At 57.7% G+C, this 22,336-nt stretch carries 22 protein-coding genes; 6 read left to right on the top strand and 16 right to left on the bottom strand.

Annotated elements, in window-relative coordinates:
• Positions 1 to 19: 19 nt before the first annotated feature.
• The 5 genes from PSQ90_RS02025 to PSQ90_RS02005 all read right to left on the bottom strand — a co-directional run bounded on the left by PSQ90_RS02025 (position 20) and on the right by PSQ90_RS02005 (position 6,829).
• Positions 20 to 2,368, bottom strand: coding sequence for a heavy metal translocating P-type ATPase (locus PSQ90_RS02025; protein WP_282211778.1), 2,349 nt, complete (start codon positions 2,366 to 2,368; stop codon positions 20 to 22).
• 112 nt (positions 2,369 to 2,480) lie between these two features.
• Positions 2,481 to 3,476, bottom strand: coding sequence for an N-acetyl-D-Glu racemase DgcA (dgcA, locus tag PSQ90_RS02020; protein WP_282211777.1), 996 nt, complete (start codon positions 3,474 to 3,476; stop codon positions 2,481 to 2,483).
• A gap of 3 nt (positions 3,477 to 3,479) precedes the next feature.
• Positions 3,480 to 4,307, bottom strand: coding sequence for an ABC transporter permease (locus tag PSQ90_RS02015; RefSeq protein WP_282211776.1), 828 nt, complete (start codon positions 4,305 to 4,307; stop codon positions 3,480 to 3,482).
• The gene (locus PSQ90_RS02010) at positions 4,304 to 5,254 is read right to left on the bottom strand and encodes an ABC transporter permease (protein WP_282211775.1); all 951 of its coding nucleotides are present in this window, start codon (positions 5,252 to 5,254) and stop codon (positions 4,304 to 4,306) included. The genes PSQ90_RS02015 and PSQ90_RS02010 overlap by 4 nt, the downstream gene beginning before the upstream one ends.
• Positions 5,255 to 5,329: 75 nt before the next feature.
• On the bottom strand, positions 5,330 to 6,829 hold the full coding sequence (locus PSQ90_RS02005; RefSeq protein ID WP_282211774.1) for an ABC transporter substrate-binding protein: 1,500 nt from the start codon (positions 6,827 to 6,829) through the stop codon (positions 5,330 to 5,332).
• 323 nt (positions 6,830 to 7,152) lie between these two features.
• Between PSQ90_RS02005 and PSQ90_RS02000 the strand changes: the two genes are divergently transcribed.
• The 4 genes from PSQ90_RS02000 to PSQ90_RS01985 are packed head-to-tail and all read left to right on the top strand — an operon-like array spanning position 7,153 to position 11,182.
• Positions 7,153 to 8,109, top strand: coding sequence for an ABC transporter ATP-binding protein (locus PSQ90_RS02000; protein WP_282211773.1), 957 nt, complete (start codon positions 7,153 to 7,155; stop codon positions 8,107 to 8,109).
• Entirely contained in the window at positions 8,106 to 9,065 is a 960-nt protein-coding gene (locus tag PSQ90_RS01995; RefSeq protein WP_282211772.1) for an ABC transporter ATP-binding protein, read from the top strand. Before PSQ90_RS02000 ends, PSQ90_RS01995 begins: the two co-directional genes overlap by 4 nt.
• Positions 9,062 to 10,057 carry a serine hydrolase domain-containing protein gene (locus PSQ90_RS01990; RefSeq protein ID WP_282211771.1) on the top strand — a complete coding sequence of 332 codons (996 nt, stop codon included), beginning with the start codon at positions 9,062 to 9,064 and terminating at the stop codon, positions 10,055 to 10,057. Before PSQ90_RS01995 ends, PSQ90_RS01990 begins: the two co-directional genes overlap by 4 nt.
• A 9-nt stretch (positions 10,058 to 10,066) precedes the next feature.
• Entirely contained in the window at positions 10,067 to 11,182 is a 1,116-nt protein-coding gene (locus PSQ90_RS01985; RefSeq protein ID WP_282211770.1) for an anhydro-N-acetylmuramic acid kinase, read from the top strand.
• On the opposite strand, the gene PSQ90_RS01980 is transcribed toward PSQ90_RS01985, so the two are convergent.
• The 10 genes from PSQ90_RS01980 to PSQ90_RS01935 all read right to left on the bottom strand — a co-directional run bounded on the left by PSQ90_RS01980 (position 11,179) and on the right by PSQ90_RS01935 (position 19,151).
• Positions 11,179 to 12,066, bottom strand: a complete 888-nt coding sequence (locus PSQ90_RS01980) for a DMT family transporter (protein WP_282211769.1) — start codon at positions 12,064 to 12,066, stop codon at positions 11,179 to 11,181. The two genes, PSQ90_RS01985 and PSQ90_RS01980, sit on opposite strands and share 4 nt — an antisense overlap.
• Positions 12,063 to 12,488 carry a GNAT family N-acetyltransferase gene (locus PSQ90_RS01975; protein ID WP_282211768.1) on the bottom strand — a complete coding sequence of 142 codons (426 nt, stop codon included), beginning with the start codon at positions 12,486 to 12,488 and terminating at the stop codon, positions 12,063 to 12,065. Before PSQ90_RS01975 ends, PSQ90_RS01980 begins: the two co-directional genes overlap by 4 nt.
• 1 nt (position 12,489) lies before the next feature.
• On the bottom strand, positions 12,490 to 13,371 hold the full coding sequence (locus tag PSQ90_RS01970) for an N-acetylmuramic acid 6-phosphate etherase (RefSeq protein WP_282211767.1): 882 nt from the start codon (positions 13,369 to 13,371) through the stop codon (positions 12,490 to 12,492).
• Positions 13,368 to 14,270 carry an N-acetylglucosamine kinase gene (locus tag PSQ90_RS01965; protein WP_282211766.1) on the bottom strand — a complete coding sequence of 301 codons (903 nt, stop codon included), beginning with the start codon at positions 14,268 to 14,270 and terminating at the stop codon, positions 13,368 to 13,370. Before PSQ90_RS01965 ends, PSQ90_RS01970 begins: the two co-directional genes overlap by 4 nt.
• On the bottom strand, positions 14,267 to 14,938 hold the full coding sequence (locus PSQ90_RS01960; protein ID WP_282211765.1) for an N-acetylmannosamine-6-phosphate 2-epimerase: 672 nt from the start codon (positions 14,936 to 14,938) through the stop codon (positions 14,267 to 14,269). The genes PSQ90_RS01965 and PSQ90_RS01960 overlap by 4 nt, the downstream gene beginning before the upstream one ends.
• On the bottom strand, positions 14,935 to 15,066 hold the full coding sequence (locus tag PSQ90_RS01955; RefSeq protein WP_282211764.1) for a hypothetical protein: 132 nt from the start codon (positions 15,064 to 15,066) through the stop codon (positions 14,935 to 14,937). The genes PSQ90_RS01960 and PSQ90_RS01955 overlap by 4 nt, the downstream gene beginning before the upstream one ends.
• Positions 15,053 to 15,799 carry a carbohydrate ABC transporter permease gene (locus PSQ90_RS01950; RefSeq protein WP_282211763.1) on the bottom strand — a complete coding sequence of 249 codons (747 nt, stop codon included), beginning with the start codon at positions 15,797 to 15,799 and terminating at the stop codon, positions 15,053 to 15,055. Before PSQ90_RS01950 ends, PSQ90_RS01955 begins: the two co-directional genes overlap by 14 nt.
• Entirely contained in the window at positions 15,796 to 16,716 is a 921-nt protein-coding gene (locus PSQ90_RS01945; RefSeq protein ID WP_282211762.1) for a carbohydrate ABC transporter permease, read from the bottom strand. Before PSQ90_RS01945 ends, PSQ90_RS01950 begins: the two co-directional genes overlap by 4 nt.
• A gap of 70 nt (positions 16,717 to 16,786) precedes the next feature.
• Complete coding sequence (locus PSQ90_RS01940; RefSeq protein ID WP_282212967.1) at positions 16,787 to 18,025, bottom strand: extracellular solute-binding protein; 1,239 nt, start codon at positions 18,023 to 18,025, stop codon at positions 16,787 to 16,789.
• Between the two features lie 58 nt (positions 18,026 to 18,083).
• A complete protein-coding gene (locus PSQ90_RS01935) occupies positions 18,084 to 19,151 on the bottom strand; it encodes an ABC transporter ATP-binding protein (protein WP_282211761.1) in 1,068 nt (355 codons plus the stop codon).
• Positions 19,152 to 19,408: 257 nt separating this feature from the next.
• Between PSQ90_RS01935 and PSQ90_RS01930 the strand changes: the two genes are divergently transcribed.
• On the top strand, positions 19,409 to 20,251 hold the full coding sequence (locus PSQ90_RS01930) for a DUF930 domain-containing protein (protein ID WP_282211760.1): 843 nt from the start codon (positions 19,409 to 19,411) through the stop codon (positions 20,249 to 20,251).
• 92 nt (positions 20,252 to 20,343) lie between these two features.
• On the opposite strand, the gene PSQ90_RS01925 is transcribed toward PSQ90_RS01930, so the two are convergent.
• Complete coding sequence (locus PSQ90_RS01925; protein ID WP_282211759.1) at positions 20,344 to 21,192, bottom strand: response regulator transcription factor; 849 nt, start codon at positions 21,190 to 21,192, stop codon at positions 20,344 to 20,346.
• 164 nt (positions 21,193 to 21,356) lie between these two features.
• Here PSQ90_RS01925 and PSQ90_RS01920 point away from each other — a divergent pair, with 164 nt between their 5' ends.
• Entirely contained in the window at positions 21,357 to 22,322 is a 966-nt protein-coding gene (locus tag PSQ90_RS01920) for an FkbM family methyltransferase (protein WP_282211758.1), read from the top strand.
• The last annotated feature ends 14 nt before the right edge of the window (positions 22,323 to 22,336 follow it).

Below are 22,336 nucleotides of genomic sequence, written 5' to 3'. Positions count from 1 at the left end.
ATGCCTCGGTTGCGCACCCTCAAATTTTGAGATTGCGCAGCCGCAAGGCGTTGGTGATGACTGAAACCGAACTCAGGCTCATCGCCGCCGCCGCAATCATTGGCGACAACAATAATCCGAACATCGGAAACAGAATCCCTGCTGCAATAGGCACGCCCACGATATTGTAAACAAAGGCGAAAAACAGATTTTCCTTGATGTTGCGGATCGTCGCCTGCGATAGGGTTCTTGCCCGCGCAATCCCGGTCAAATCGCCCTTGAGCAATGTTATGCCCGCGCTTTCAACTGCCACATCGGCGCCGGTGCCCATGGCAATCCCGACATCAGCCGCCGCCAGAGCCGGCGCATCGTTGACCCCGTCACCCGCCATCGCAACGATGGCACCCTTGGCCCGAAGTTCTTCCACCAGTTTCTGCTTATCGGCGGGCAAAACCTCAGCCCGCACTTCATCGATGCCAAGTTGGGACGCGACTGCACGCGCCGTGCGCTCATTGTCCCCGGTTGCCATGATGATCTTTAGCCCGGTTTCATGCAGTTGGCGGATCGCTTCAACGGTCGTCGGCTTGATCTTATCCGCAACCGCAACAATGCCTGCCAACTTGCCCTCGACAAGGACGAACATGGCGGTCTTGCCATCCTCGGCCAGTTGATCTGCCTGGGCCTGCAGTGCGTCGCTCGATACACCCTGTTCGGCCAGCATCGCCTTGTTGCCCAGAGCAATGGCCTTGCCCTCAACCCGACCCACGACGCCTTTGCCGGTGATCGCATCGAAGTCGACGGCATCGACCAGAACCGCACCGCGCTCCTTGGCGCCATTGACGATAGCCTCTGCCAGCGGATGCTCGGAACCGCGCTCCAGACTGGCTGCCAGCGCCAATATGTCAGTCTCCTCAAAGCCCGATATAGCAATGACGTCGGTCAGTTGCGGCTTTCCCTCGGTCAAGGTGCCGGTCTTGTCCACGATCAGCGTATCAACTTTGGCAAAACGCTCGAGCGCTGCCGCATCCTTGATCAGCACCCCGGCATGGGCACCACGCCCGGTCGCGGTCATGATCGACATTGGCGTTGCCAGGCCAAGCGCACAGGGACAGGCAATGATCAGAACCGAGACTGCCGAAACAATCGCATAGGTCATGGCGGGTTCCGGCCCAAAAATAGCCCAGACTACAAAGGAAATAATGGCGACGGCAACCACGGTTGGAACGAAATAGGAGGCCACTCGGTCGGCTAACCCCTGAATAGGCGCCCGCGAGCGCTGGGCCTTGGCGACCATCTCCACGATCTGGGACAGCATCGTATCCGCCCCCACTTTTTCCGCTTTGATAATCAGCGATCCAGTCTGATTGAGCGTCCCGCCCGTGACTTTATCCCCTTCAGTTTTTTCAATGGGAAGCGGCTCGCCGGACAACATGGATTCATCAATCGAGGAGCGTCCCTCGGTGACGGTGCCATCGACCGGCACACTGTCACCGGGCCGAACACGCAACCGATCGCCCGTTTCGACTTCCTCCAGCGGCACATCCTGTTCATCCCCGTCCTTGCCGATGCGCCGCGCCGTCTTGGGGGCCAGATCGAGTAGCGCGCGGATTGCTGAACCGGTCCGTTCACGGGCCCGTAATTCCAACACTTGCCCCAGAAACACCAGTGCCACGATCACCGCGGCCGCTTCAAAGTACACACCGACCGCGCCGCCATGACCCCGAAATGAATCAGGGAACAGGCCTGGAAAGAACGTGGCGACCACGCTGTAACAATAGGCGGCGCTGACCCCCAAACCAATCAGCGTCCACATATTGGGGCTGCGATTGAGCACTGAATTCCATGCCCGCTTGAAGAACGGTAGCGCCGCCCACAGAACGACGGGCGTGGCCAGTATAAACTCCGCCCAAATCGCCGTGTTCTCGCCGATCCATTGCCGGATCGGCAGGCCGATCATCGGGCCCATCGTCAGAATCAACAGCGGAATGGACATTGCAGCGCTGATCCAGAAGCGCCGGGTAAAATCAACAAGTTCAGGATTTGGCCCGGCGTCTTCGGCAGGAACACCCATTGGTTCCAGCGACATGCCACAAATCGGGCAGTCGCCCGGCTCATCCTTGATAATTTCGGGATGCATGGGGCAGGTGTATTGCGTGCCCTTTGGCATGGCCTTGGGCTTTTTCCGCTCCCCCAGATAATCCTGTGGTGCCGCCTCAAATTTGGTCGCGCATCCTTTGGAGCAAAAGTGATAGGTGTGGCCCTCATGCTCCACCCTGGGCTTTCCAGCGGTCGGGTCGACCTTCATGCCGCAAACAGGATCGCGCTCCATTTCGGCGGCGTCGCCGTGGTCTGAATTATGGTGGTCATGAGAATGGCTGTGCTCGCTCATTTCGGGCTCCCAACAGAAAAATATCGTGTGGACCTTAATGTGGGGCTTCCAATGGTGGGAAGGTCAAGCCCCTGTGCAATGTTCTTTCATAGGGCATCCTCGAGGCCTCAGATTAGCTCGAAATGCCCCACAATTTGCCACTATCCACGACCAATCTGCCGTCAACGCAATCAAAGCCGCCGGGGCGGTCACGTTCCAAAAGGAACGGCCCATCCAGATCGCACCAGTCGGCATCTGCGGCGAGCAGGGTGAGCGGTTCTATCGACAGGGAGGTGCATACCATACAGCCGAGCATGACCTTCATGCCCTGGCCCCGCGCCACTGCCATCAAAGCTAAGGCTTCGGTGAGCCCACCGGTCTTGTCCAGTTTGATATTGATCGCCTGGTAACGCGCCTCGATACGAGCCAGTCCCGATCCGACATGGGCGCTTTCATCGGCGCAGATTGCCACCGGCGAAACAATATCAGCCAGTATCTGATCCTGATCGGCAGGCAGAGGCTGTTCTACGAGTTCGATCCTGGTGCGCTGGCAGGCGTCGAGATTTTCAGGCAGATTATGCGCGGACCATGCCTCGTTGGCGTCAACGATTATCCGCTTGTTTGGCACGGCGCGACGAACCGCCATAAGCCGTTCGATATCGCCTTCACCGCCCAGTTTGAGCTTGAGCAGCGACCATTGTTCAGCTTTGGCTGCCGCCGCTGCCATGCGTTGGGGCGTATCAAGGCTGATCGTAAAAGCGGTGACGATTTCAGCCGGAGTGGAACGTCCCAAGAGATCCGCAACGCTGCGACCTGCCAGTTTGGCTTCAAGGTCCCACATGGCACAATCGAGCCCATTGCGCGCCGCGCCCGGTGGCAATCTCGATTGCAGTTGCAGCCGTGTCAGTCCTCCGGCAATTTCCATTTCGAGCGCAGTAATAGCCCCGATGGTCTGATCAATGCGCTCCCCATATCGGGCATAAGGGACACATTCGCCCCAACCGGTTTTGCCATCCTGGGATAGTTGAACCGTCACCACTTCGGCTTCGGTCTTGCTGCCGCGGGAGATGGTGAATCCACCCGCGATTGGAAATCGCTCGGCAAAAACGGCGAGCGCTGTGCCCGACATGATTTAGCTCTCTTTGCGCAATCGCGGGTCAAGCGTGTCGCGAAGCGCATCGCCTAAAAGATTGAAACCAAATGACAAAAATAGGATGGCGAAACCTGCAAATATCGCCGGCCACGGCGCCAGCAACAGAAAATTGCGCCCTTCCGAAAGCATCAAGCCCAGCGACGGCGTCGGTGGTTGTGCCCCCAGACCCAGAAACGACAGGGAGGCTTCCACCAGAATGGCAGCCGACAGCAAAAGGCTTGTTTGCACCAGCACCACAGAAGCCAGATTGGGTAACAGGTGCAAAAAAATGATCCGCATGTCGCCTGCGCCGATCGCCTTGGCCCCCGTGACATATTCGCTTTCGCAGATCACCAGCGCCGGGCCGCGCAGCAATCGGGCAAATATCGGCGTGTAAACAATGGCAATGGCAATAGCGGCGCCCCAAATGCTGGGGCCCAGCACCGCAATCACGGCGATGGCCAGCAGCAGTATGGGAAAGGCAAACAAAACGTCCATGAGCCGCATGACGATCCGGTCAAACCAGCCGCGATAATAGGCGGCCAGCATCCCCAGCGTGCCCCCGGCCAGCAGCGAAAGCACGACTGCCGTCACGCAAGTGAGGAGCGAGGTGCGGTAGCCATAAATAATGCGCGAAAGAATATCGCGGCCCAATTGGTCAGTGCCCAGCCAGTTAGCAACGTTCGGGCCCTTGAGCCGTTGCACCATGATCTGGGCATAGGGGTCTTGCAGCCCCAAAACCGGCGCGAACAGCGCCAACAAGACCTGCAGGGCGACAAAGATGACGGCAAAGCTCAAGAGTTTGTTCTGGCGCGCAAAATTGATCAACGCGACACCCGTGGGTCAATCACGGCATAGAGCATGTCGACGAGAAAATTGACTAGCACAAACGCCGTGGTCATCACTAGAATAGTGGCTTGTACCAAAGGATAATTCCGCTCCGCAATGGCCCCCAGCACCAGCCTTCCGAGACCGGGAATGGCAAAGACCTGCTCGATGACGATGGCACCGCCCAACAGATAACCCGCCGAAACCCCGACACTGGTGATGAAGGGAATGAGCGCATTGCGCAGGGCATGCTTATAAATGATGCGCCGCCGGTTCGCGCCCTTGGCCTTGGCCGTTCGGATGTAATCCTGACTCAATGCATCCAGCATTGCCGAGCGCACCAGCCGCGACAGGTTGGCCAGCATTGGCAGCGACAGGGCAATGACGGGCAGGATCATGCGTTGCAGATTGCCCAACGGGTCTTCCGTAAATGGAACATAGCCGAGCGCCTGAACGCCGGGCAGAAACTTGGCCACAAAGAAGATCGACACGATCCCCAGCCAGAACGAGGGAATGGTCAGCCCTGCAATCGCACCAATCCGCACAGCGACTTCCGCGCCCTTGCCTCGCGCTTCGGCCATAAAAGCGCCCAGCGGAATGGACAGTCCCGCCCCAACCAGCACTGACAACAGGGTCAGCTCAACCGTTGGCCAGATATTGGCGCCAATCTCCTGCAAAACTGGCCGTCCCGTCCAGATCGAGGTGCCCAGGTCTCCTTGAACGGCGCCCCAGATCCAGCGACCGTACTGGATCACCATCGGCTGGTCCAACCCGATACGTGACTTGAGTTCGGCAATGCGATCGGGCGTGATTTCAGTATTGGCGCCCAGCATGATCGCCACGGCATCGCCGGGGATCAGGCGGATCATCAGGAATACAATGATTGATACGCCAAACAGCACGACCAGCAGGTCAATGAAGCGGCTCAGCAAATAGCGCTGGGACATGGATCTATCCGCAAGACGGGCGGGGTGAACCGCAGGAAATACGGTGCGTCACCATAGGCGACGCACCGGCAACAATTATTCGTCGACAGTTACATTGACGAGGCTGGTCAAGCGGCCATTGGCGTAGATTTCAAATCCTTTGACCTTGTCGCTGACGGCTGTGTTGAGCGTGCCATAGGCGATATGAGCAACCGGACCCTCGCAGGCCAGTTTGGTCTGCAGTTTGTCATAGATAGCCTTGCGGGCGGCCTGATCGGTTTCAACGCGACCCTCATTGAGCCAGCTATCTACTTCGGCGTCGTCATATTTGAACACATTAGTCGAACCGCCACCGATGAAGGTGCGATAGAAATAACCATCAGGATCTGGGCTGCCGCCATTGGCCGATACGAACATGTCAAAGTTGGAATTGCGCCAGTCCTGAACGAACTGTCCGATTTCCTGATTGATCAGTTCAACCTCAACGCCGCCGGCAGCCAATTCCTGCTGGATAACCTGCGCGATGTCGCGTGTATCCTGACGCGGCAACACATTCATTGTCAGTTTGATTGGTGTTGTGACGCCTGCTTCCTCAAGCAGGGCCTTGGCCCCGTCAACATTGGTGGTGTAGCAACCAAAGGTGCCCGGATCGAGCGCCCATTCGGTTAGGGCAGGCGACAGCGGCCCAGCCGGAACGCCCGAACCAAACAGGGCTCCATCAATGATTTCCTGCCGGTTTAGCAGCATGTTGATGGCTTCGCGCACCTCTGGTTTGTCAAAGGGCGGGCGGCTGACATTCATGCCCAAAAGCGTATAGGACAGGTCTCGCGTTTGCTGAACCGTCACCCCCGCTTGCCCCTGCAGCTGCAGCGCTGTGGCCGGATCAATGCCAGGCAAAAGATCATATTCACCGCTGGTAATGCCGACCTGACGGGTTGCCGCCTCCGGCACGAAATTGAACACAACTTCGTCCAGTTTCGGCTCGCCTTCGCGATAGTATGCCTCGTTTTTGTCGAGGCTGATAAAGCCGTTCGGCTGCCATTCAGCGAATTTGAACGGCCCAGTGCCGTCGGGAGTCTGCTGAAGGGCATCCACGTCTGTTTCCATCTCGGCGGGAACAATGGCGATGCCAGCCAGCGAGGACAGGATCGGCGCAAATGGCGCATCAAGCACCAGCGCAACGGTGGTGGGGTCAATGATCTTGATATCGACGATCGGGCTTACGCGGCTGGCGAGCGGCGATGCCACGGTTTCGGACTGCACCCGCCGGATCGAGGCGGCGACATCCTCGGCATCCATGGCCGATCCGTCATGGAAGGTCACGCCGGACCGCAGCTTGAACGTATAAGTCAGCCCATCGTCAGAAATGTCCCACGACTCGGCAAGACCCGGCACCACGGCCTGATCTTTGTCGATGGCCGTCAGGCCCTCATAGATATTGTCCTGAACAATGACCACCGAGTTGAACGCCGTGATCAGATGCGGATCGAGCCCCGCAGGGGATGAATCGATCGCGATATTGAGCGTGGCGGCTGAGGCAGAGCTAACCAGAATGCTGGTCGCGAGCAGTGCGGCGCTGAGTTTTTTGAGTGACATGTTTCCTCCAGAACTTCAGGTTTGCTGGCATGCGGCGATTTGATTGCGCAAGCAGGCCAATCTAAGACCAATCCTTGTGGCATCTACGCTATGTCACTGGCCCAATATGTGCAAGCACTTGGCGCACCTTCTACAAAATTTGAGGCGCTGAGGCGTCCGCGTGATCTGTTCCCCGTTTGGCCATCGTCGGCAAATTTGCAGGCCAATATAAGACCAGTATGGACTTTGCCTGCCCAAACGTACTAATTCTGCATGATGACAACACCATTGGTCCCGCCACGCCAAAGGCGAAGGGCCGTCCAAGACAGCTATCTGGAGCCGAAATGCCCGACCCGGCGCTGCTGAGCATCAAGGATTTGCACATCTCGGTCGGGTCCCGTCCGGTCATCGAGGGGGTCTCCTTCGATATTGCCGCTGGCGAAATGCTGGGACTGGTCGGGGAATCGGGCTGCGGAAAGTCCGTTACCGCGCTTTCCATCATGCGCCTGTTGGCCGAGCCGCCGATGCACATCGACAGGGGTGAAATCAACTTTGACGGCGCCGATGTGCTCAAACTTGATGATCGCGCGCTCGAAGCGCTGCGCGGCGAGCAGGTGGCCATGATCTTTCAGGAGCCGATGACCTCGCTCAATCCTGTTTTCACTGTCGGCGACCAGATCGCCGAGGTGGTCACTCTGCACCGCGACGTCTCCCAGGAAGCGGCAATGGCCCGGGCGCTTGAACTACTGGGGCGGGTGGGTATCCCGACGCCCGAAACAGCGCTCATCCGTTATCCGCATCAAATGTCAGGCGGCCAACGTCAGCGGGTGATGATCGCCATGGCCTTGGCCTGCGACCCCAAACTACTCGTTGCCGATGAGCCGACCACCGCGCTCGATGTAACCGTGCAGGCCCAAATTCTCGATCTTCTCGATGATTTGCGGCGCGAAACCGGCATGGCCGTTTTGCTGATCACACATGATCTGGGCGTTGTCTCCCAATATTGCGACCGGGTCGCCGTCATGTATGGGGGGCGCATTGTTGAACAGGCGGCAGCTGACGAGCTTTTTGCCCGCCCTCGCCATCGCTACACCGAAGCCTTGCTGCGCACTATTCCAGCCTCAAACATCCCCGGAACCGAACTGCCTGCAATTCCCGGAACGGTGCCGCCTCCCGGGCAGCGCCCCAGCGGTTGCACCTTTCATCCTCGCTGCCATGCCATGGTTGATGCCTGCCCGCAAACCATGCCTGAACTTGTCGGCGATGCCCATCTGATCCGTTGCTGGGACCCTGCCGCATGAGCCTGCTTGAACTCAACCACCTGTCCACGACTTATCCCGGCGCCAAGGGCGCGGTGGTGCAGGCGGTGTCCGATGTTTCTCTTGATATCGAGGCGGGCGAGGTGCTCGGCGTTGTCGGTGAATCGGGTTGTGGCAAATCCACGCTCGGCCGGACGCTCTTGCGACTGGTAGAACCTAGCGGGGGGCAAATCCTGTTTGACGGCAAGGACCTGACGGGACTTGATCGCCACCAGATGAAGGCGATCCGGCGCGATCTGCAGGTGATCTTTCAAGACCCCTTCGGCTCCCTCAACCCGCGCCACAGCGTTGGCTATATCATTGGCGAACCGCTGGTGGTGCACGGCATTGGGGACGGGGCGTCGCAAAATGATCGGGTCCGCGAATTGCTGGATTTGGTTGGACTGCCGCCCGATGCTGGCAGGCGCTATCCGCATGAATTCTCCGGTGGCCAACGCCAACGCATTGCCATTGCGCGCGCGTTGGCCCTCGATCCAAAACTTCTGGTGGCCGACGAAGCTGTTTCGGCGCTGGACGTGTCCATCCAGAGCCAGATCATCAATCTGATCGCCCAATTGCAGAAGCGCCTCAATCTGTCGATTCTCTTCATCAGCCATGACTTGTCGGTCATTCGCCACGTCAGTGATCGGATTGCGGTGATGTATCTGGGCCGGATTGTTGAAATCGGCCCCACCGAAGCGATCATGAACGAGCCACGACACCCCTATACGCTGGCCCTGCTGTCTGCGATCCCACGCCCCGGCGTGGCCCGCCAGAAACGGGTTGTGCTACAAGGGGAATTGCCCGATCCAACCAACCCGCCAATGGGTTGCGCCTTTCACACCCGCTGCCCAAAAGTGATGGACATTTGCCATTCCGTGCGCCCGGTTCTGGAGCGCCCGGCGGGATCAACAACAGCGGGCCAGGTCGCCTGCCATCTCTATCGGGACCATCAATGACTGCCAAGTTTGAAGCCGCTTTTGTGCCCGTTGCCGCAGCCATTGAGGCGGGTCGGATTCCGGGGGCCGTGCTCGGGATGGTCGACCGCGACGGCGCTCGCACAGTTCGCCATTTGGGGCAGGCCCAGACAACGCCAGTCGTTCGCCCGATGACGGAAAATACATGGTTCGATCTGGCATCGCTGACCAAGACCATATTCACCACCTCGCGCATTCTGTCCCTGGCCGATGCGGGTACTATTGACCTTGACGCGCCGCTCACGACCGTACTGCCGGACTTTCGCCAGTACAATCCCGACGCCTGGGAGCGCAAGATCACGTTCCGCCAATGCCTGGGCCACCAAACGCCGTTTCCGGCGGTCGAGCCGATTTATACCTATGGGCGTGATCCCGACCTGTTGCGTGCCTTCATTTTACAACGCGAATGGCGTGCCGGACCGTCGGTTTATTCCGACATCAATTTCATTCTGTTGGGGTTCGCACTCGAGCGCTTGGCCAAAAAAACCATACGCGAACTTGACCCCGGCCCTGGATTTGGCTGGTCGGTGGACCCACAAAATTGCGCAGCCACCGAAGATTGTATGTGGCGCAATCGCGTTTTATGCGGCGAAGTGCATGACGACAATTGTTCGGCGCTGCACGGTTCGGGCCACGCCGGGCTGTTTGGCACAGCCGCCTCGGTTCTGGACTTTGCTCAAGGCCTGCTAGACAGCACAGGCGCGTCAGCAAACGCCATTGCCTTGATGCGGACACCCTTATCGGCGCGCCGGACGCACGGATGGGAACGCCCCTATGATGGCTGGTCCGGCGGCCAGCATTGCAGCGATGAAACCATCGGGCATACCGGCTTTACCGGCACTGGCCTTTGGCTGGATTTTGCTGCTGGCCGGGCATGGACATTGCTGACAAATCGCGTTCATCCGACCCGCCATTTCGACAGCGGCATTATCGAGCTGCGCCGCGCGGTCGGCGACGCCGTCAACCGCAGTTAGGACGCTTTCATGGAACCCATATGGGCAATCGGTCTGATGACCGGCACGGTGCTGGACGGCAATATTGACATTGCACTGCTCAAGACGGATGGCGAAACGGTTGCCGAGTTCGGAACCTATACGCTCGCGCCTTACGCCAACGAAGTACGCACTTTGCTGGTCGCAACGCTGGACGCGGCGCGCGAATGGAACTTCGAAGGTCCCGAGCCCGAAATTTTTGCAAAAGCCGAACGAGCGCTGACAATTGCCCAATCCGATGCGGTGGCCGGGTTTGTCGCCCGTCAGGGCATGAGCATGACCGACATCGGCATCGTCGGCTTTCATGGGCAAAGCGTTTTGCATCGCGCTCCGCAACCGGGTCGGATTGGGGCAACTCGCCAGTTGGGCGACGGCGACCTGATGGCCGAGCGGCTGGGAACCAGGGTTGCCTATGATTTTCGCAGCGCCGACGTTGCAGCAGGCGGGCAGGGCGCCCCGTTGTCCGCGATCTATCACGCGGCGCTGATGCGCGGGCTTGGCGCTGACGGCTCCTACGCCGTTCTCAATCTGGGTGGCGTCGCCAACATCACCTGGTGGGACGGGCAAGACCAGATCGTCGCTTTTGACACAGGGCCGGCCAATGCGCCGATCAATGATTTTGTCATGGCCCATGGACGCGGTGAAATGGACCGTGACGGCGCGCTGGCACTGGCCGGAACCGTCGATGAAACGCGCCTGTCAAAACTTCTGAATCACCCCTATTTGAACGCCGCCTATCCAAAATCACTCGACCGTTTCGATTTTACAGCCGACATGGCCGAGGGATGCGCCGTCGAAGATGGCGCGGCTCTCTTAACCGCCTTTACCGCGTCGGCCGTCGGTAAAGGGCTCGATTTATTGCCCGCCCGCCCCAAGAAACTGATCGTTTGCGGCGGTGGTCGACGCAACCCCGTCATCATGGATATGCTGGGCAGACGGGCCGGTGTCGAAGCCGTGTCCGCTGAAACCGTCGGTTGGCGCGGCGATGCCATTGAAGCTGAATGCTTTGCATTCCTCGCCGTCCGCACAATGCGCAATCTGCCGATCAGCTTCCCCACCACTACCGGGGCCAAAAGCCCAATGACTGGCGGCAAGATTGCCAGTTAGGCCTTGGCCGGTTTGACGCGCGGCGCCCGATGGCTATGGGTGCTGATAGCGCAGGCCAATATGATCAAGGCCCCACCAAACCACAGTTGCGGGGGTGGGATCTCGGCAAAAAACAAATAGCCAAAGATCCCAGCCCACAGCAGGCCGGTGTAATCAACAATCGAGAAAACCGAAGCGGGAATGCGCCGAAGTCCCGCAATCAACAGCAAAAAGCCAATCGCCCCCAATAGCCCGATAAAGCAGACCTGCACCCAGGCAATGCCTGCGGGCAGGCTGAAATTGACGACGGCCAACGGCATGACGATGATAGCGGCGACCAGCGATTGAGCCAGCGTCATCGAGGCCGCGCCTTCGTCCCCGGAATGATGCTTGAGCAATACGATAGCGCTGGCGTAACTGATCGGCGCCAATATCGCGGCTCCCCAGGCCAGAATGTCCGCAGAACCGGTCACTGTAACAGCAGTGCCACCCAGCACGACCACCAGCGACCCAACGACGCCCAGGACAATTGCAATTGCCAGCACCGGCGAGAATTTCTCCTTCAAGAGGACGATCCCGAACAGCGAAATATAGAGCGGCGCACTCATAGCAAGCGCTGCGGCAATAGCCAACGGCAGGTGCGTGACGCCATAAAAGAAAAAACAGGCAGTCATCGCCATGAGCGCGCCGCGCAACATATGGCGCGAATAATTCTTGCGCTGTGGCCAGGCCCGTTTGGTCAGGACAAGATAGAACGCCAGCCAGATTGCGGCGCCAAGATAGCGCACGAACACCACCAGGAATATATTGAGGCTGGCTCCCAGCGATTTGGCAATGCTGTCCATGGCGCTGAGCGTCATGACGCCCCCGATGCCCAACAAAATTCCTTTGATTGTCGAATTCACGAGTCCAGGCGCCTTTGCAGAAAATATCGCGTGCGACCCTTGGGAAAATCGTCCAACTGCCCAAAAATGACATAGCCGGCCCGCTGATAGGCTTTGAGCGCCAGCGGATTGAACGTATCAATATGGGCACCGTGGCAACCGCGCTTTTGCGCTTCAGCCTCGGCCATGGCCAGCATTTTCGCAGCCAGTCTTTTCCCGCGCCAGAGCTCATCGAGCCATAGCCACTGCACATAAAGCCAGCCCCAGGCCGTAAAGCCGCTCAACCCGCCAACCACTGCATCATGCTCGTCCCGGACAAACACCGCCAACCCGCGCCTGTCAGCTGGCCCAACGTCGGCCTCATTGAATTGCCCCAGGCCGGTCCCAATGGTGGCACGCGCCACCGGGTCGGGATATTCAACAGTTTCGAGCCGCACCGCCATGCTAGCGCAGTGCTTGGCGCAAATTGCCCCTGGCGGCTGCCAAATGGGCTTCAGCCTCGGCGCGGGACAATGTCTTGGTGATCATAACAGTCGCGAGCTTGATGCTGCCATCGGCAATCTGCAATGCGTCGCGCGCACTATCGTACTGAGCACCGGTCAATTCCACGATCATCTTGGCGGCGCGATCCACCAGCTTGATATTGGTGGGGAGCATTTCCACCATCAGGCCGCGATACACATAGCCAAGCTTGATCATGACCCCGGTCGAGAGGCTATTAAGCGCCGCCTTCTGTGCGGTCCCCGCTTTCATCCGTGTCGAGCCAGCCAGAAATTCCGCTCCGGTCTCAAGCAGAACCGGGATGTCGCTTACCTCGCCCAGCTTGCCGCCGCGATTATTGAATATCCCGATCGTCAAGGCACCCGCAGCCCGCGCGTGAACCAGTCCGGCGATGGCGTAGGGCGTGCGCCCGCTGGCAGCAAGGGCAATGACGACATCATCAGCGCCGACGCCAACCTCGTCGAGCGCTTCGGCGGCCAGCGCTTCGCTGTCCTCTGCCCCTTCCGCCGCCAGAAAAAAGGCGTCGTTGCCACCCGCCATCAGCGTGATTGCCCGCTCATATGGCCAGTTGAATGTAGGCGGCAATTCAGCGGCGTCCTGCGCCGCGATACGGCCCGATGTCCCTGCGCCCATATAGATCAATCGCCCGCCACGCGCCAACCGCTCCGCTGCCAGATCAATCGCCCGCGCCAGCGCTGGCCCCGCCGTGCGAACCGCGCTGATTGCAGCAAACTGCCCTTCCACAATGCCGTCGACCAGATCCGCGCTGTTCCAGTCTTCGATGCTGGCAAAGCGGGGCGAGGCGGATTCTGTACTGCTCATCATGTTTCCTGTTTCTTTGCGGCCAGCTCCGCCGCCGTCAACGCGGCATCAATTTGCGGGAAGACCACGTCGTAATCTAGAAGTGTATCGATCAATGATTTTTTGAGGGCAGGGTGCAAACTGACAATGCCCCCAACATAACCGATTGGAAGTTTTCCTGCCCGTTTTGCAAGGGCCTGCCCAAGGCGGGCCAGTTCAGCCCCGGCTTGCTGCAATATCGAATGGGCTACCGCGTCACCACGCGACGCGGCCTTGGCGACCGACGATGCCAATATCCCGATCTTGCCGCGATCACCACCATAGATATAGGCCCGTGCCGTGTCCCAATCAGTCCCGCCCATCGCGGCATAAATTTCTTCAGCCAGAACGGCGGCATCGTCGGGCGTGCCGGTCTCGTCGATGCGCCGATAGATCAGGTTGAGTGCCTCGAGCGCAATCCATGTCCCCGAACCGCCATCGTCGATAAGCAGGCCGCGCCCGCCGACCCGAATAACTGAATTGTCGGCAGCGATATGCAGGCCGATTGAACCTGTCCCGGCCGATATGAGATGGCCTGCGCCCGGCGCAAATGCTGCATGGTAGGCAAGATCCATATCGTCGGTAATCTGAAGCCGATCAGTCGGGAGTTTCAGTATTTCAGCAGCGAGAGGAGCAACATCGCGCCAAAGCCCGTCACCATAACCGGTTATGCCAATATAGGCTCCCCGGAGCGGCAAAAAACCAGCGGATTGGTGGTCAATGTCGTGCAACGTGGCCTCAAGGCGCGCCCGTTCCGCCGGGTTGAATACATGGGCTGTCGCTCCCATCGCTGAGCCGCGTCCAACCAGCAGGCCGGCCTCGTCAACAACCGCCCAGCGAGATGCCGTGCCGCCAATATCAATGCCGAGATAGCCAGTGCTCATTTCGCGAGTGAACGCGCAAAGGCGCGGGTAATTTCGCGCGGGCTGGTGATCATGGTGCCGACGACGACTGCATGGGCTCCGGCATCCAGCGCATTGCGCGCCAATTGCGGCGTATTGAAGCGCCCTTCCGCCACTATAGGCGTCGAAATACGTGAAGCCAACGCCTCGATCAACTTGAGGTCAGGCCCCTCGGGCTTGGGCTCTGTGTAGCTGGTGTAGCCCGATAGGGTGGTCGAAACATAGGTCGCCCCCATCTGCTCGGCGGCCAGCCCCTCATCCAGCGTCGAGATGTCGGCAAAAACCTCCAGGCCCAACTCATCGCGAATGAAGCGCACAATACTTTCCGGATCATCGCCGTTTCTGGGACGAGGTGTGCAATCGAGCGCGATAATGTCAGCGCCTGCCTTTGCCAGATCCTGTGCGGCCGCGCGGTTGGGCGTTATATAGACCGGAAAACCGTCGCTCTTGATCTTGCTGATGCCAATTGTCGGCAATCCGGCCACCCTGCAGGCGCGAACGTCCTCTGGTCCGTTGGCGCGAATCCCGACGGCGCCACCATCGCGCGCAGCAAGAGCCATGGCTCCCATGAATATCGGGCCGTGCAGGGGATTGTCGGCCTGTGCCTGACAAGAGACGATCAGGCCGCCGCGCTTTAGTTCTAAACTCACTTGATCGCTCCCGAGGTCATCCCACTGATAAATTGCCGCGACAGGACGATGTAGATCAGGATAATCGGCGCCGCCGACAGTGTTAGCCCCGAGAACAATACGCCCCAATCCGTATTATATTCGCCCATGAAAGTCGTCAGGCCCTGCGGCAGGGTTTTGAGACTGTCGTTCTGAATAAACACCAGCGGAAAGAAAAAGTCGTTCCAGATCGGTACCACATTCTGAATGCCCGCGATAACCATGGCGGGACGCACCAGTGGCAACATCACCGACCACATGATCTCGCGCTTCGCTCGCGCCATCCATCCGGGCCGCATCTTCAAGCTCGTTGGGCAGCGTTCGGATAAAACCGGTCATGATGAAGACGGTCGTCGGCAGGCCCATCGCTGTATAGACGAATATCAACGAAAGCTGATTGTTGAGAATGCCAATGTCCCGCATCAGCATGAACAGCGGAATGATTGCCAGTTTGAGGGGCAGGGTCAGCCCGGCGATGAAGAACATCAGAATGAAGCTTGCACCGAAAAACTGATAACGCGCAATGGCATAGGCTGCCATGGTGCCCAGCGTCAGGATCAGCACCATCGAACTGCCCGTTACCAGAAACGAGTTGAGCAGGTAGCGGATAAAATTGGTCTGCGTCCAGATTTTCACAAAGTTCCCGACGTTGCCGAAATCGGGCAGCGCAAAGGGCGACTGGAAAATCTCCATGTTGGTCTTGAAGGCGGAAAACACCATGATAACAATGGGTGCCAGCATGATGAAGGTGTTGGCAACCAGAATGATCTGCAACAGGCCATCGCGGCCCAACGTGCCAATGATCCCCTTGCGATCATAATAGGTCGTTGCGGTCGCGCTCATATCTGAATCTCCCGCGCCCGCAATCGCACAGTGATGACGCTCGCCACGGCCGCGATGAATACAAAGATCAGCACGGCCAACGCGCTGCCCAGCCCAAAGTTCTGCTGCCCCGAGGAAACATTGCCAAAAGCGGTACGGTAGAAATAAAGCCCCAGAACATCAGTCGAACCATAGGGTGACCCGTCCAGACCTGCCATGATGTAGGGCAGTTCAAACCAGTTGAACGCTCCAACGAACAGCAGAACGAAAACCACAGTCGCACTCGGTGCCACCAGCGGCCAGACGATTTTGCGGATTTTGACCCATTCGCTTTGCGTCTCCATGCGAACCGCATCGAGAATTTCGGTGGGAATACGCTGCATACCGGCCAGAAATACCAGGGTTGGAAAGCCAACCATGTGCCAGGCATTGGCAAATATCAATGCCCAGATGGCGGTGGAATCCTGCCCCAGCCACGGCTGCGCCAACCATGGCAATCCAATTGCGCGGGCGCTTTGATTGACCACGCCAAACAGTGGATGCAGGAACAGTTTCCAAAGATAACCCACGATGATGGTCGAGAGCACTACCGGCAAAAACACGGCAATCCGATGAAAGCGCGCGCCGGGCAACTCTCGCCACAAGGCATAGGCCAGCAAGAAGCCAACCCCATTTTGCAGCACCATCAGCGCAAAAAAAACAATGATATTGTGACCGAACGCGTTGCGTGTCCAACTGGCATAAGGTTCTTCGAACAGGACCTTATGGAAATTATCGAACCAGACGAAGTCGCCGCGCAGCAGCCCCTGCCAATCATAGAACGCATAAGCAAATGCTGAAATGATCGGATAGATAATGAAGAGCGCCACAAAGGCGAGCGGTGGCACGATCAACGCCGTGATCCACATTCCGCGTCCGGTCAGGCGCAATCGAGGCATGTCAAACTCTCATTGATCAGTAGATAGGCGCTGGCCGGACCCAAATAGTAGTCCGGCCAGCCAGTTCGACTTACTTCTGGAAAGGTTTGTACCAAGCGGCCAAACCGTCGGTCAGTGCCGAGCCAATGGCCTCAGGCGTCGTCTGATCGGCCATGAGCTTTTGCACTTCGCCCTGCAGCAACACCGACCCCGATGGCTCGTCATAACGGAAATGTACCAGCATCATGTAGGGGATCGCCGATTTGTTGAGATCGGAGACTTCCTGCAACAGCGGGTTCGAGAACGTCACGCCGGGAACCGTCGAGATATTGTTGAGCGAATCCGCAAATGCCTGGCCGAACTCCTTGCTGGCCACATAATTGAGGAACTTGACCGCCGCTTCCTTGTTTTCGCCATTGGCGTTGGCCGCATAACCACCATCAAAGAACAGGCCAACCAGCTTCTCGTCGTCAGCCGACATGCCGGGCGCTGCAAACACACCTAGATCAAGGTCAGGATTGAGTGTCTTGAAGGTCGCCAATTCAAACGAACCGCCCGCAAACATTGCCGCCAGACCCGAGCTGAACAATTGTTGGGAAGAGGCATAGTCAAGGCCGATAAACCCATCAGGGAAAAAGGCGCTGATTTCTTTGAGCTTGGTCAGGGCTTCGATATAGCGCGCGTCGGTAAAGTCTGCCTTGCCCGCCACCAGATCATTGTAGAATTCCTTGCCCATGATCGACGAGGTCAGGGCCGAAACGATGGTTTCGTTCTGCCATGCCGTTGCCGTACCATTGGCAAATGGCATCGCGCCGCTGTCCTTGACTTTCTGGCTGAGGGCAAGGAACTCGTCCCATGTCTGGGGTTCTTCCAGACCAAGATCGGCAAACATCTTCTTGTTGTAAATCACCAGCATGGTCTGGCTGGCAAAGGGCACAGCGTAGATCTTGCCGTCCGAACGCATGGTCTCAGCTTCTAGCGCAGCTGGCGCGAAATCGGCCAGTGCTGGCACATTTTCGGCACTGACGGGCATGAGATATCCAGCCGACGCGACATTTTCCAACCCACCATAAGCGCGCACCATCATCAGGTCGGGCCCAGTGCCACCCGCCAGCGCTGTCGACAGAATGGTGTTGTAATTGGCCGCTTCAAAGGTCTCAAACTTGACCGTAATGCCAGGATTTTCGGCTTCAAAGGCACCGATGAATTTTTCGTACTGGGCCCGGTCTTCCTGACGCCAGCTCCAGAATGTCAGATCCTGGGCCAGCGCAGGCATCGCGACCAGCGCGGCGCCGAGCAGGGCGCCAAGACGGATGATATTGGTCTTCATTTTCAAGTTCCTCTCCTGATTGTTCGTTATTGGCGATGGATTAATTTGGTGAGCGTCATCAAACGCTCAGTCGCCGACCATCTTCGGCGGAAAAGAAATGCGCAGCCGGCTCGATAACAGACACCCGCACCGCTTCGTCTGGCTCGTAAAGCTGGTTGGGCGGCGTGCGGATGCCGACCAGCGTGCCATCTACCAGACGGGCATAGACATAGGCATTGTCGCCCAGATATTCGGTATAGACCACCGTGGCCAAAAACCCGTCCGTCGCCATGTCCCGACTGATGGTCAGGGCGTCTGGCCGCAACCCGATTTTGAGCTGGTTGCCAACATCGGGCATTTTGGACAGGCCAATGCTACCACCATCCTTGATACCGACGCGATCACCCTGCCGGATTACATCAATCAGCGCCATCTTCGGGGAACCGATGAAAGTCGCAACAAAGGTGTTGGCGGGCGTTTCATAAAGTTCGCGTGGCGAGCCGACCTGTTCGATGCGCCCCAGATTCATCACGACGATCCGGTCAGCCAGCGTCATCGCCTCAACCTGATCATGGGTTACATAAACCATCGTGCCGCCAATGCTGCGATGTAGGCGCGCAATCTCAAGTCGCACCTCGGAGCGCAACGCCGCGTCCAGATTGGAAAGCGGCTCATCGAGCAGAAAAACTTCGGGTTTGCGCACCAGCGCCCGCCCGATAGCCACGCGTTGCCGCTGCCCGCCCGACAATTCACGCGGCTTGCGCTTGAGCAATTCTTCCAGCCGCAGCATCCGCGACGCTTCGGAAATCCGGTCTTCAACTTCGGGCTTGGTTAGCCCCATCAGGCGCGCACCAAACGCCATGTTTTCGTAAACATCCATATGCGGATAGAGCGCATAGGACTGGAACACCATGGCAATCCCTCGCTGGGACGGGGCCACATCGTTCATGCGCTTTTCGTTGAGATAGAACTCACCGTCTGAAATCGGGTCGAGCCCGGCAATCAGCCGTAGCAACGTCGACTTCCCGCAGCCCGAAGGGCCAACGAAAACCACAAACTCACGGTCGCCTATTTCCAGATCGATGCCGTGGAGCACTTCTGTGGTCTTGAACCGCTTCTTGACCCCACGTAGGACTAGCCTTGCCAAATTTCTGCACCTCGAACCAATCTAAGCCGAATACCATACCAATCTAATACCTATTCATTGACTAGTCCGTTCCCCATGTAAAGGGGGAGAGTCGCAATTCTGTGCGCTTTCAAGCCTATCCTTGCCAGAATCGTCCCCCATGACCAATCATCCAATATTGCGCGGCACAGTCCTGCCCCATACAACCCGTGGTCATGCGATGAAGAGATGGCCAACTGTCGCCAAAAATCGACCGCATGCTGGTCTCAATGTAATTCATGCCGCGCCGCGAAGCGCTGGAAATTAAGCTGATGATTGCAGGGGCATGGTTCAATCGTTTTCGCATAAAGTCGCTGGTCACGGCGGCAATGCCTGGCGCGGTTTGCGCATTGTCGCCGGGGCGCTCGATGGACCTGATGTTCCCGTCTGGCCAACCCGGCGCGGGCATGAAGAGTGGGACGGCCCTAGCCGTCACGCTACTCGCCTCGGGCGCGCTGCATTTGCTGGTTCTGGCGCTTTGGCTCTCGATTCCTGCACGCCCGCTTGATCGGCCCAATACACGCTCGATTACCGTTGATATCGTTTCGCCTGCCCAATATCAGGCAAGTTTTGCGCCCCAGCCTACTCCGGTCGCCACACCTGCCGGCCCGATTGAAATCCCACCCAAAGCTGTCGATCCCGTCGAGCCAGTCGTGCCTCCCGCAGAACCAGCACCTGGCGAAAATATGGTGCAAGCCACCACTTATTTTTCCGGCGCCATACTCGCCGATCCGGCCAACCGCGAAATTCGCGATACTTTGCCCCTCTTGGGGGCCGAGGAACGCGTCATCCAGCTTTGCAATATCGAGGCGCTCGAGCAGATCCCCCTGTGGGACCCGCAATATCAAGCGGACTCTCTGGTCGCTGCCGCCTTCGATGAAACTCGGCTACAGGATTTAACCCTGACGGCGTCCGACGGGGCGTTCCGCTCCAAACTCAAGTGGTACCACATCAAGCTGATCTGCACCGCCGCGCCAGATCTGCAAAGCGTCACTGATTTCAGCTTTACCGTCGGTGATCCAGTTCCAGAGAGCCAATGGGACAGTCACAATCTTATCGCCGAGGATTTCGACGACGATTAGCCGGAACCAAAAAACTCAGGCCGACATTTGCCTCGTGCAAATGCCAGCCTGTTTTTGCCGTTCGAAATCAGATCGCCTTGACGGCGTTGCCGTCAGCTTGATCGTGCGATGCTCGGTTGGCTGCCAACCGACACTTCATGTCCCGAGCGCCGGTCAAAAGATCTGAATACCGCCGCAGCCTGCGTCCGATTATGTACCTTCAGTTTGCGGATGATATTGTGCACATGCACCTTCACCGTGTGCTCTGAAAGCTCCATTTTGGCGGCAATAATCTTGTTTTGCAGCCCATCGGACACAAACTCCAGCACTTCGGCTTCCCGCGTCGACAACATCGACTCTGAATCCGAACGATCCGAATTCAAATGCTGCTGCCGCCGAGTCAGAAAGCTGCGCGCAGCCGATTTTGGACCCACGGTACTTGGAAAATATTCCCCGCCGTTCAACAGCAGCCATACCGCGGCAAGCCAGACATTCATTTGCAGGTTGAATGGCAGCAGGCCCTGAACCGCACGCTCGGCAACAACGGCGCGCAAGGCCGGATCTTCGTTCCACCCGCCTTCCACCATCAGGGCAATGGGCGTATTTGGATAATACTCGCGGCATTGCCCGATCAAACTGGAAACACTGCGGAACGCCAATGCATCCAGAAGAATCAGACGCGGCGTAAACAGAGCAGGATCGTCGTCCGGCAATTGGTTGGTGAGCGTTACTCCCAGATGAGGAAATCCCTGCTGGGCCGATTTAAGTAAGCTTTGAAACGTTACCCCGGTATCGGCAAGCATAAGAATGCCGTCGCGACCTTCTGGATCTTGCGATGGCGTTGTGTCCCAAACGGCATAAATTCCATTTTCGGCGTTAAAAACTTTTTGTTCACTCATGACTAGTCTCCCCAAAGACGCACTGCAGATACAACTACTTTTGACTGATGCAATGTACTGCATTCAGCGTGACACAGGCTTGAGGGGCTAGGAAGTTGACCTATAGGTCTACACCCTTTGATCCACCGCCTACTCTGAACAGACGCCGGACACCGATCTAACTCCGGGGTGTTCATCACGCTTCAAAGCTGGCAGAAGCTAAAGTGATGATAAATAACATCAAAAAGTTGTCGACCATCGTTCGGCGGCTACGTGTTTCGGCCGACAAGATAGGCTGGGGCATGCGCGCCACGGGCCCGTTTGCGACCATCCGGGGGGGGAGGTGTATTAAACTATGGTTAAGCAGGCCCGATCACGCAGAAGTGCAATTACGGTCAGGGCCTATACTTGAGTTCAATTATCCTGGCCAGTTTCCCGCCACCCTGATGGCTTTCGGGGATTACATCGACCCTGAATTCGATTTCCTGAAAAGGGTGGGTCGACCCAATTGGACGATAATTGACGTTGGGGCAGCTATCGGACAGTTTTCGCTGTTTGCCGCCATGTCGTTGCCCCGCGCGACCATCCACGCTTTCGAACCCAGCAGCGCCAATATCGAAACGTTCCAGCGTAATATTGTGCGCAACGGGGTCGCAAACGTGGTGACCGTTCACCACGCCGCATTGTCTGACCGGCAGGAAATGGGGCGGTTTGAAACTGAACCTAAGACGTGGATGAGCCATCTGGTCGCGGCCGATGACGATGATACTCCCACCGAGATGGTGCCCGTTGACCGGCTCGATGAAACTCTGGAGTCGCTGAATCTGAGCCACATCGATGTACTCAAGATCAACGTGGCAGGGTTTGAACCCGCAGTTCTGAAAGGTGCAATGCCCTGCTTCGCTGATGGCAAAGTGGATATATTGATAGTGCTATTGGGATTGCCGTCCCTCAAAATCTACCAAGACATTGCTGAACTGGGCTACCGCTTCTTCTATTACCATCCGCCCAGTTTCACGCTTTTTGAGGTCACCAGCTTCGATGCAGATTCCGTTCTCGCCCACAGACCATGGCCAGCCCGCCATATTATTGCGATACGGGCGGCGGCGGTCGACACTATCGTTGGCGACAAGAGCAAAATTCAGGAACTGAAAAAGGCCCGGCGGGCGGGCGGAGTAGTGAAGTTCAGCGGCCGGTTAGTACCCGGCCGCTGATTTGATTTCAGGCT

It is taken from the genome of Devosia rhodophyticola, from assembly GCF_028816475.1.
Lineage (GTDB): Bacteria > Pseudomonadota > Alphaproteobacteria > Rhizobiales > Devosiaceae > Devosia > Devosia rhodophyticola.
The sequence above is the reverse complement of the archived record's forward strand: the minus strand, read 5'-3'. Positions and strand labels throughout refer to the sequence as shown.

Excerpts from the sequence above, each read along its gene's own strand:
- PSQ90_RS02025 (WP_282211778.1), bottom strand. The coding sequence starts at position 2,368 with ATGAGCGAGCACAGCCATTCTCATGACCACCATAATTCAGACCACGGC.
- dgcA (WP_282211777.1), bottom strand. The coding sequence starts at position 3,476 with ATGTCGGGCACAGCGCTCGCCGTTTTTGCCGAGCGATTTCCAATCGCG.
- PSQ90_RS02010 (WP_282211775.1), bottom strand. The coding sequence starts at position 5,254 with ATGTCCCAGCGCTATTTGCTGAGCCGCTTCATTGACCTGCTGGTCGTG.
- PSQ90_RS02005 (WP_282211774.1), bottom strand. The coding sequence starts at position 6,829 with ATGTCACTCAAAAAACTCAGCGCCGCACTGCTCGCGACCAGCATTCTG.
- PSQ90_RS02000 (WP_282211773.1), top strand. The coding sequence starts at position 7,153 with ATGCCCGACCCGGCGCTGCTGAGCATCAAGGATTTGCACATCTCGGTC.
- PSQ90_RS01995 (WP_282211772.1), top strand. The coding sequence starts at position 8,106 with ATGAGCCTGCTTGAACTCAACCACCTGTCCACGACTTATCCCGGCGCC.
- PSQ90_RS01990 (WP_282211771.1), top strand. The coding sequence starts at position 9,062 with ATGACTGCCAAGTTTGAAGCCGCTTTTGTGCCCGTTGCCGCAGCCATT.
- PSQ90_RS01985 (WP_282211770.1), top strand. The coding sequence starts at position 10,067 with ATGGAACCCATATGGGCAATCGGTCTGATGACCGGCACGGTGCTGGAC.
- PSQ90_RS01975 (WP_282211768.1), bottom strand. The coding sequence starts at position 12,488 with ATGGCGGTGCGGCTCGAAACTGTTGAATATCCCGACCCGGTGGCGCGT.
- PSQ90_RS01970 (WP_282211767.1), bottom strand. The coding sequence starts at position 13,371 with ATGATGAGCAGTACAGAATCCGCCTCGCCCCGCTTTGCCAGCATCGAA.
- PSQ90_RS01965 (WP_282211766.1), bottom strand. The coding sequence starts at position 14,270 with ATGAGCACTGGCTATCTCGGCATTGATATTGGCGGCACGGCATCTCGC.
- PSQ90_RS01955 (WP_282211764.1), bottom strand. The coding sequence starts at position 15,066 with ATGGGCGAATATAATACGGATTGGGGCGTATTGTTCTCGGGGCTAACA.
- PSQ90_RS01950 (WP_282211763.1), bottom strand. The coding sequence starts at position 15,799 with ATGAGCGCGACCGCAACGACCTATTATGATCGCAAGGGGATCATTGGC.
- PSQ90_RS01945 (WP_282211762.1), bottom strand. The coding sequence starts at position 16,716 with ATGCCTCGATTGCGCCTGACCGGACGCGGAATGTGGATCACGGCGTTG.
- PSQ90_RS01940 (WP_282212967.1), bottom strand. The coding sequence starts at position 18,025 with ATGAAGACCAATATCATCCGTCTTGGCGCCCTGCTCGGCGCCGCGCTG.
- PSQ90_RS01930 (WP_282211760.1), top strand. The coding sequence starts at position 19,409 with ATGCCGCGCCGCGAAGCGCTGGAAATTAAGCTGATGATTGCAGGGGCA.
- PSQ90_RS01925 (WP_282211759.1), bottom strand. The coding sequence starts at position 21,192 with ATGCAGTACATTGCATCAGTCAAAAGTAGTTGTATCTGCAGTGCGTCT.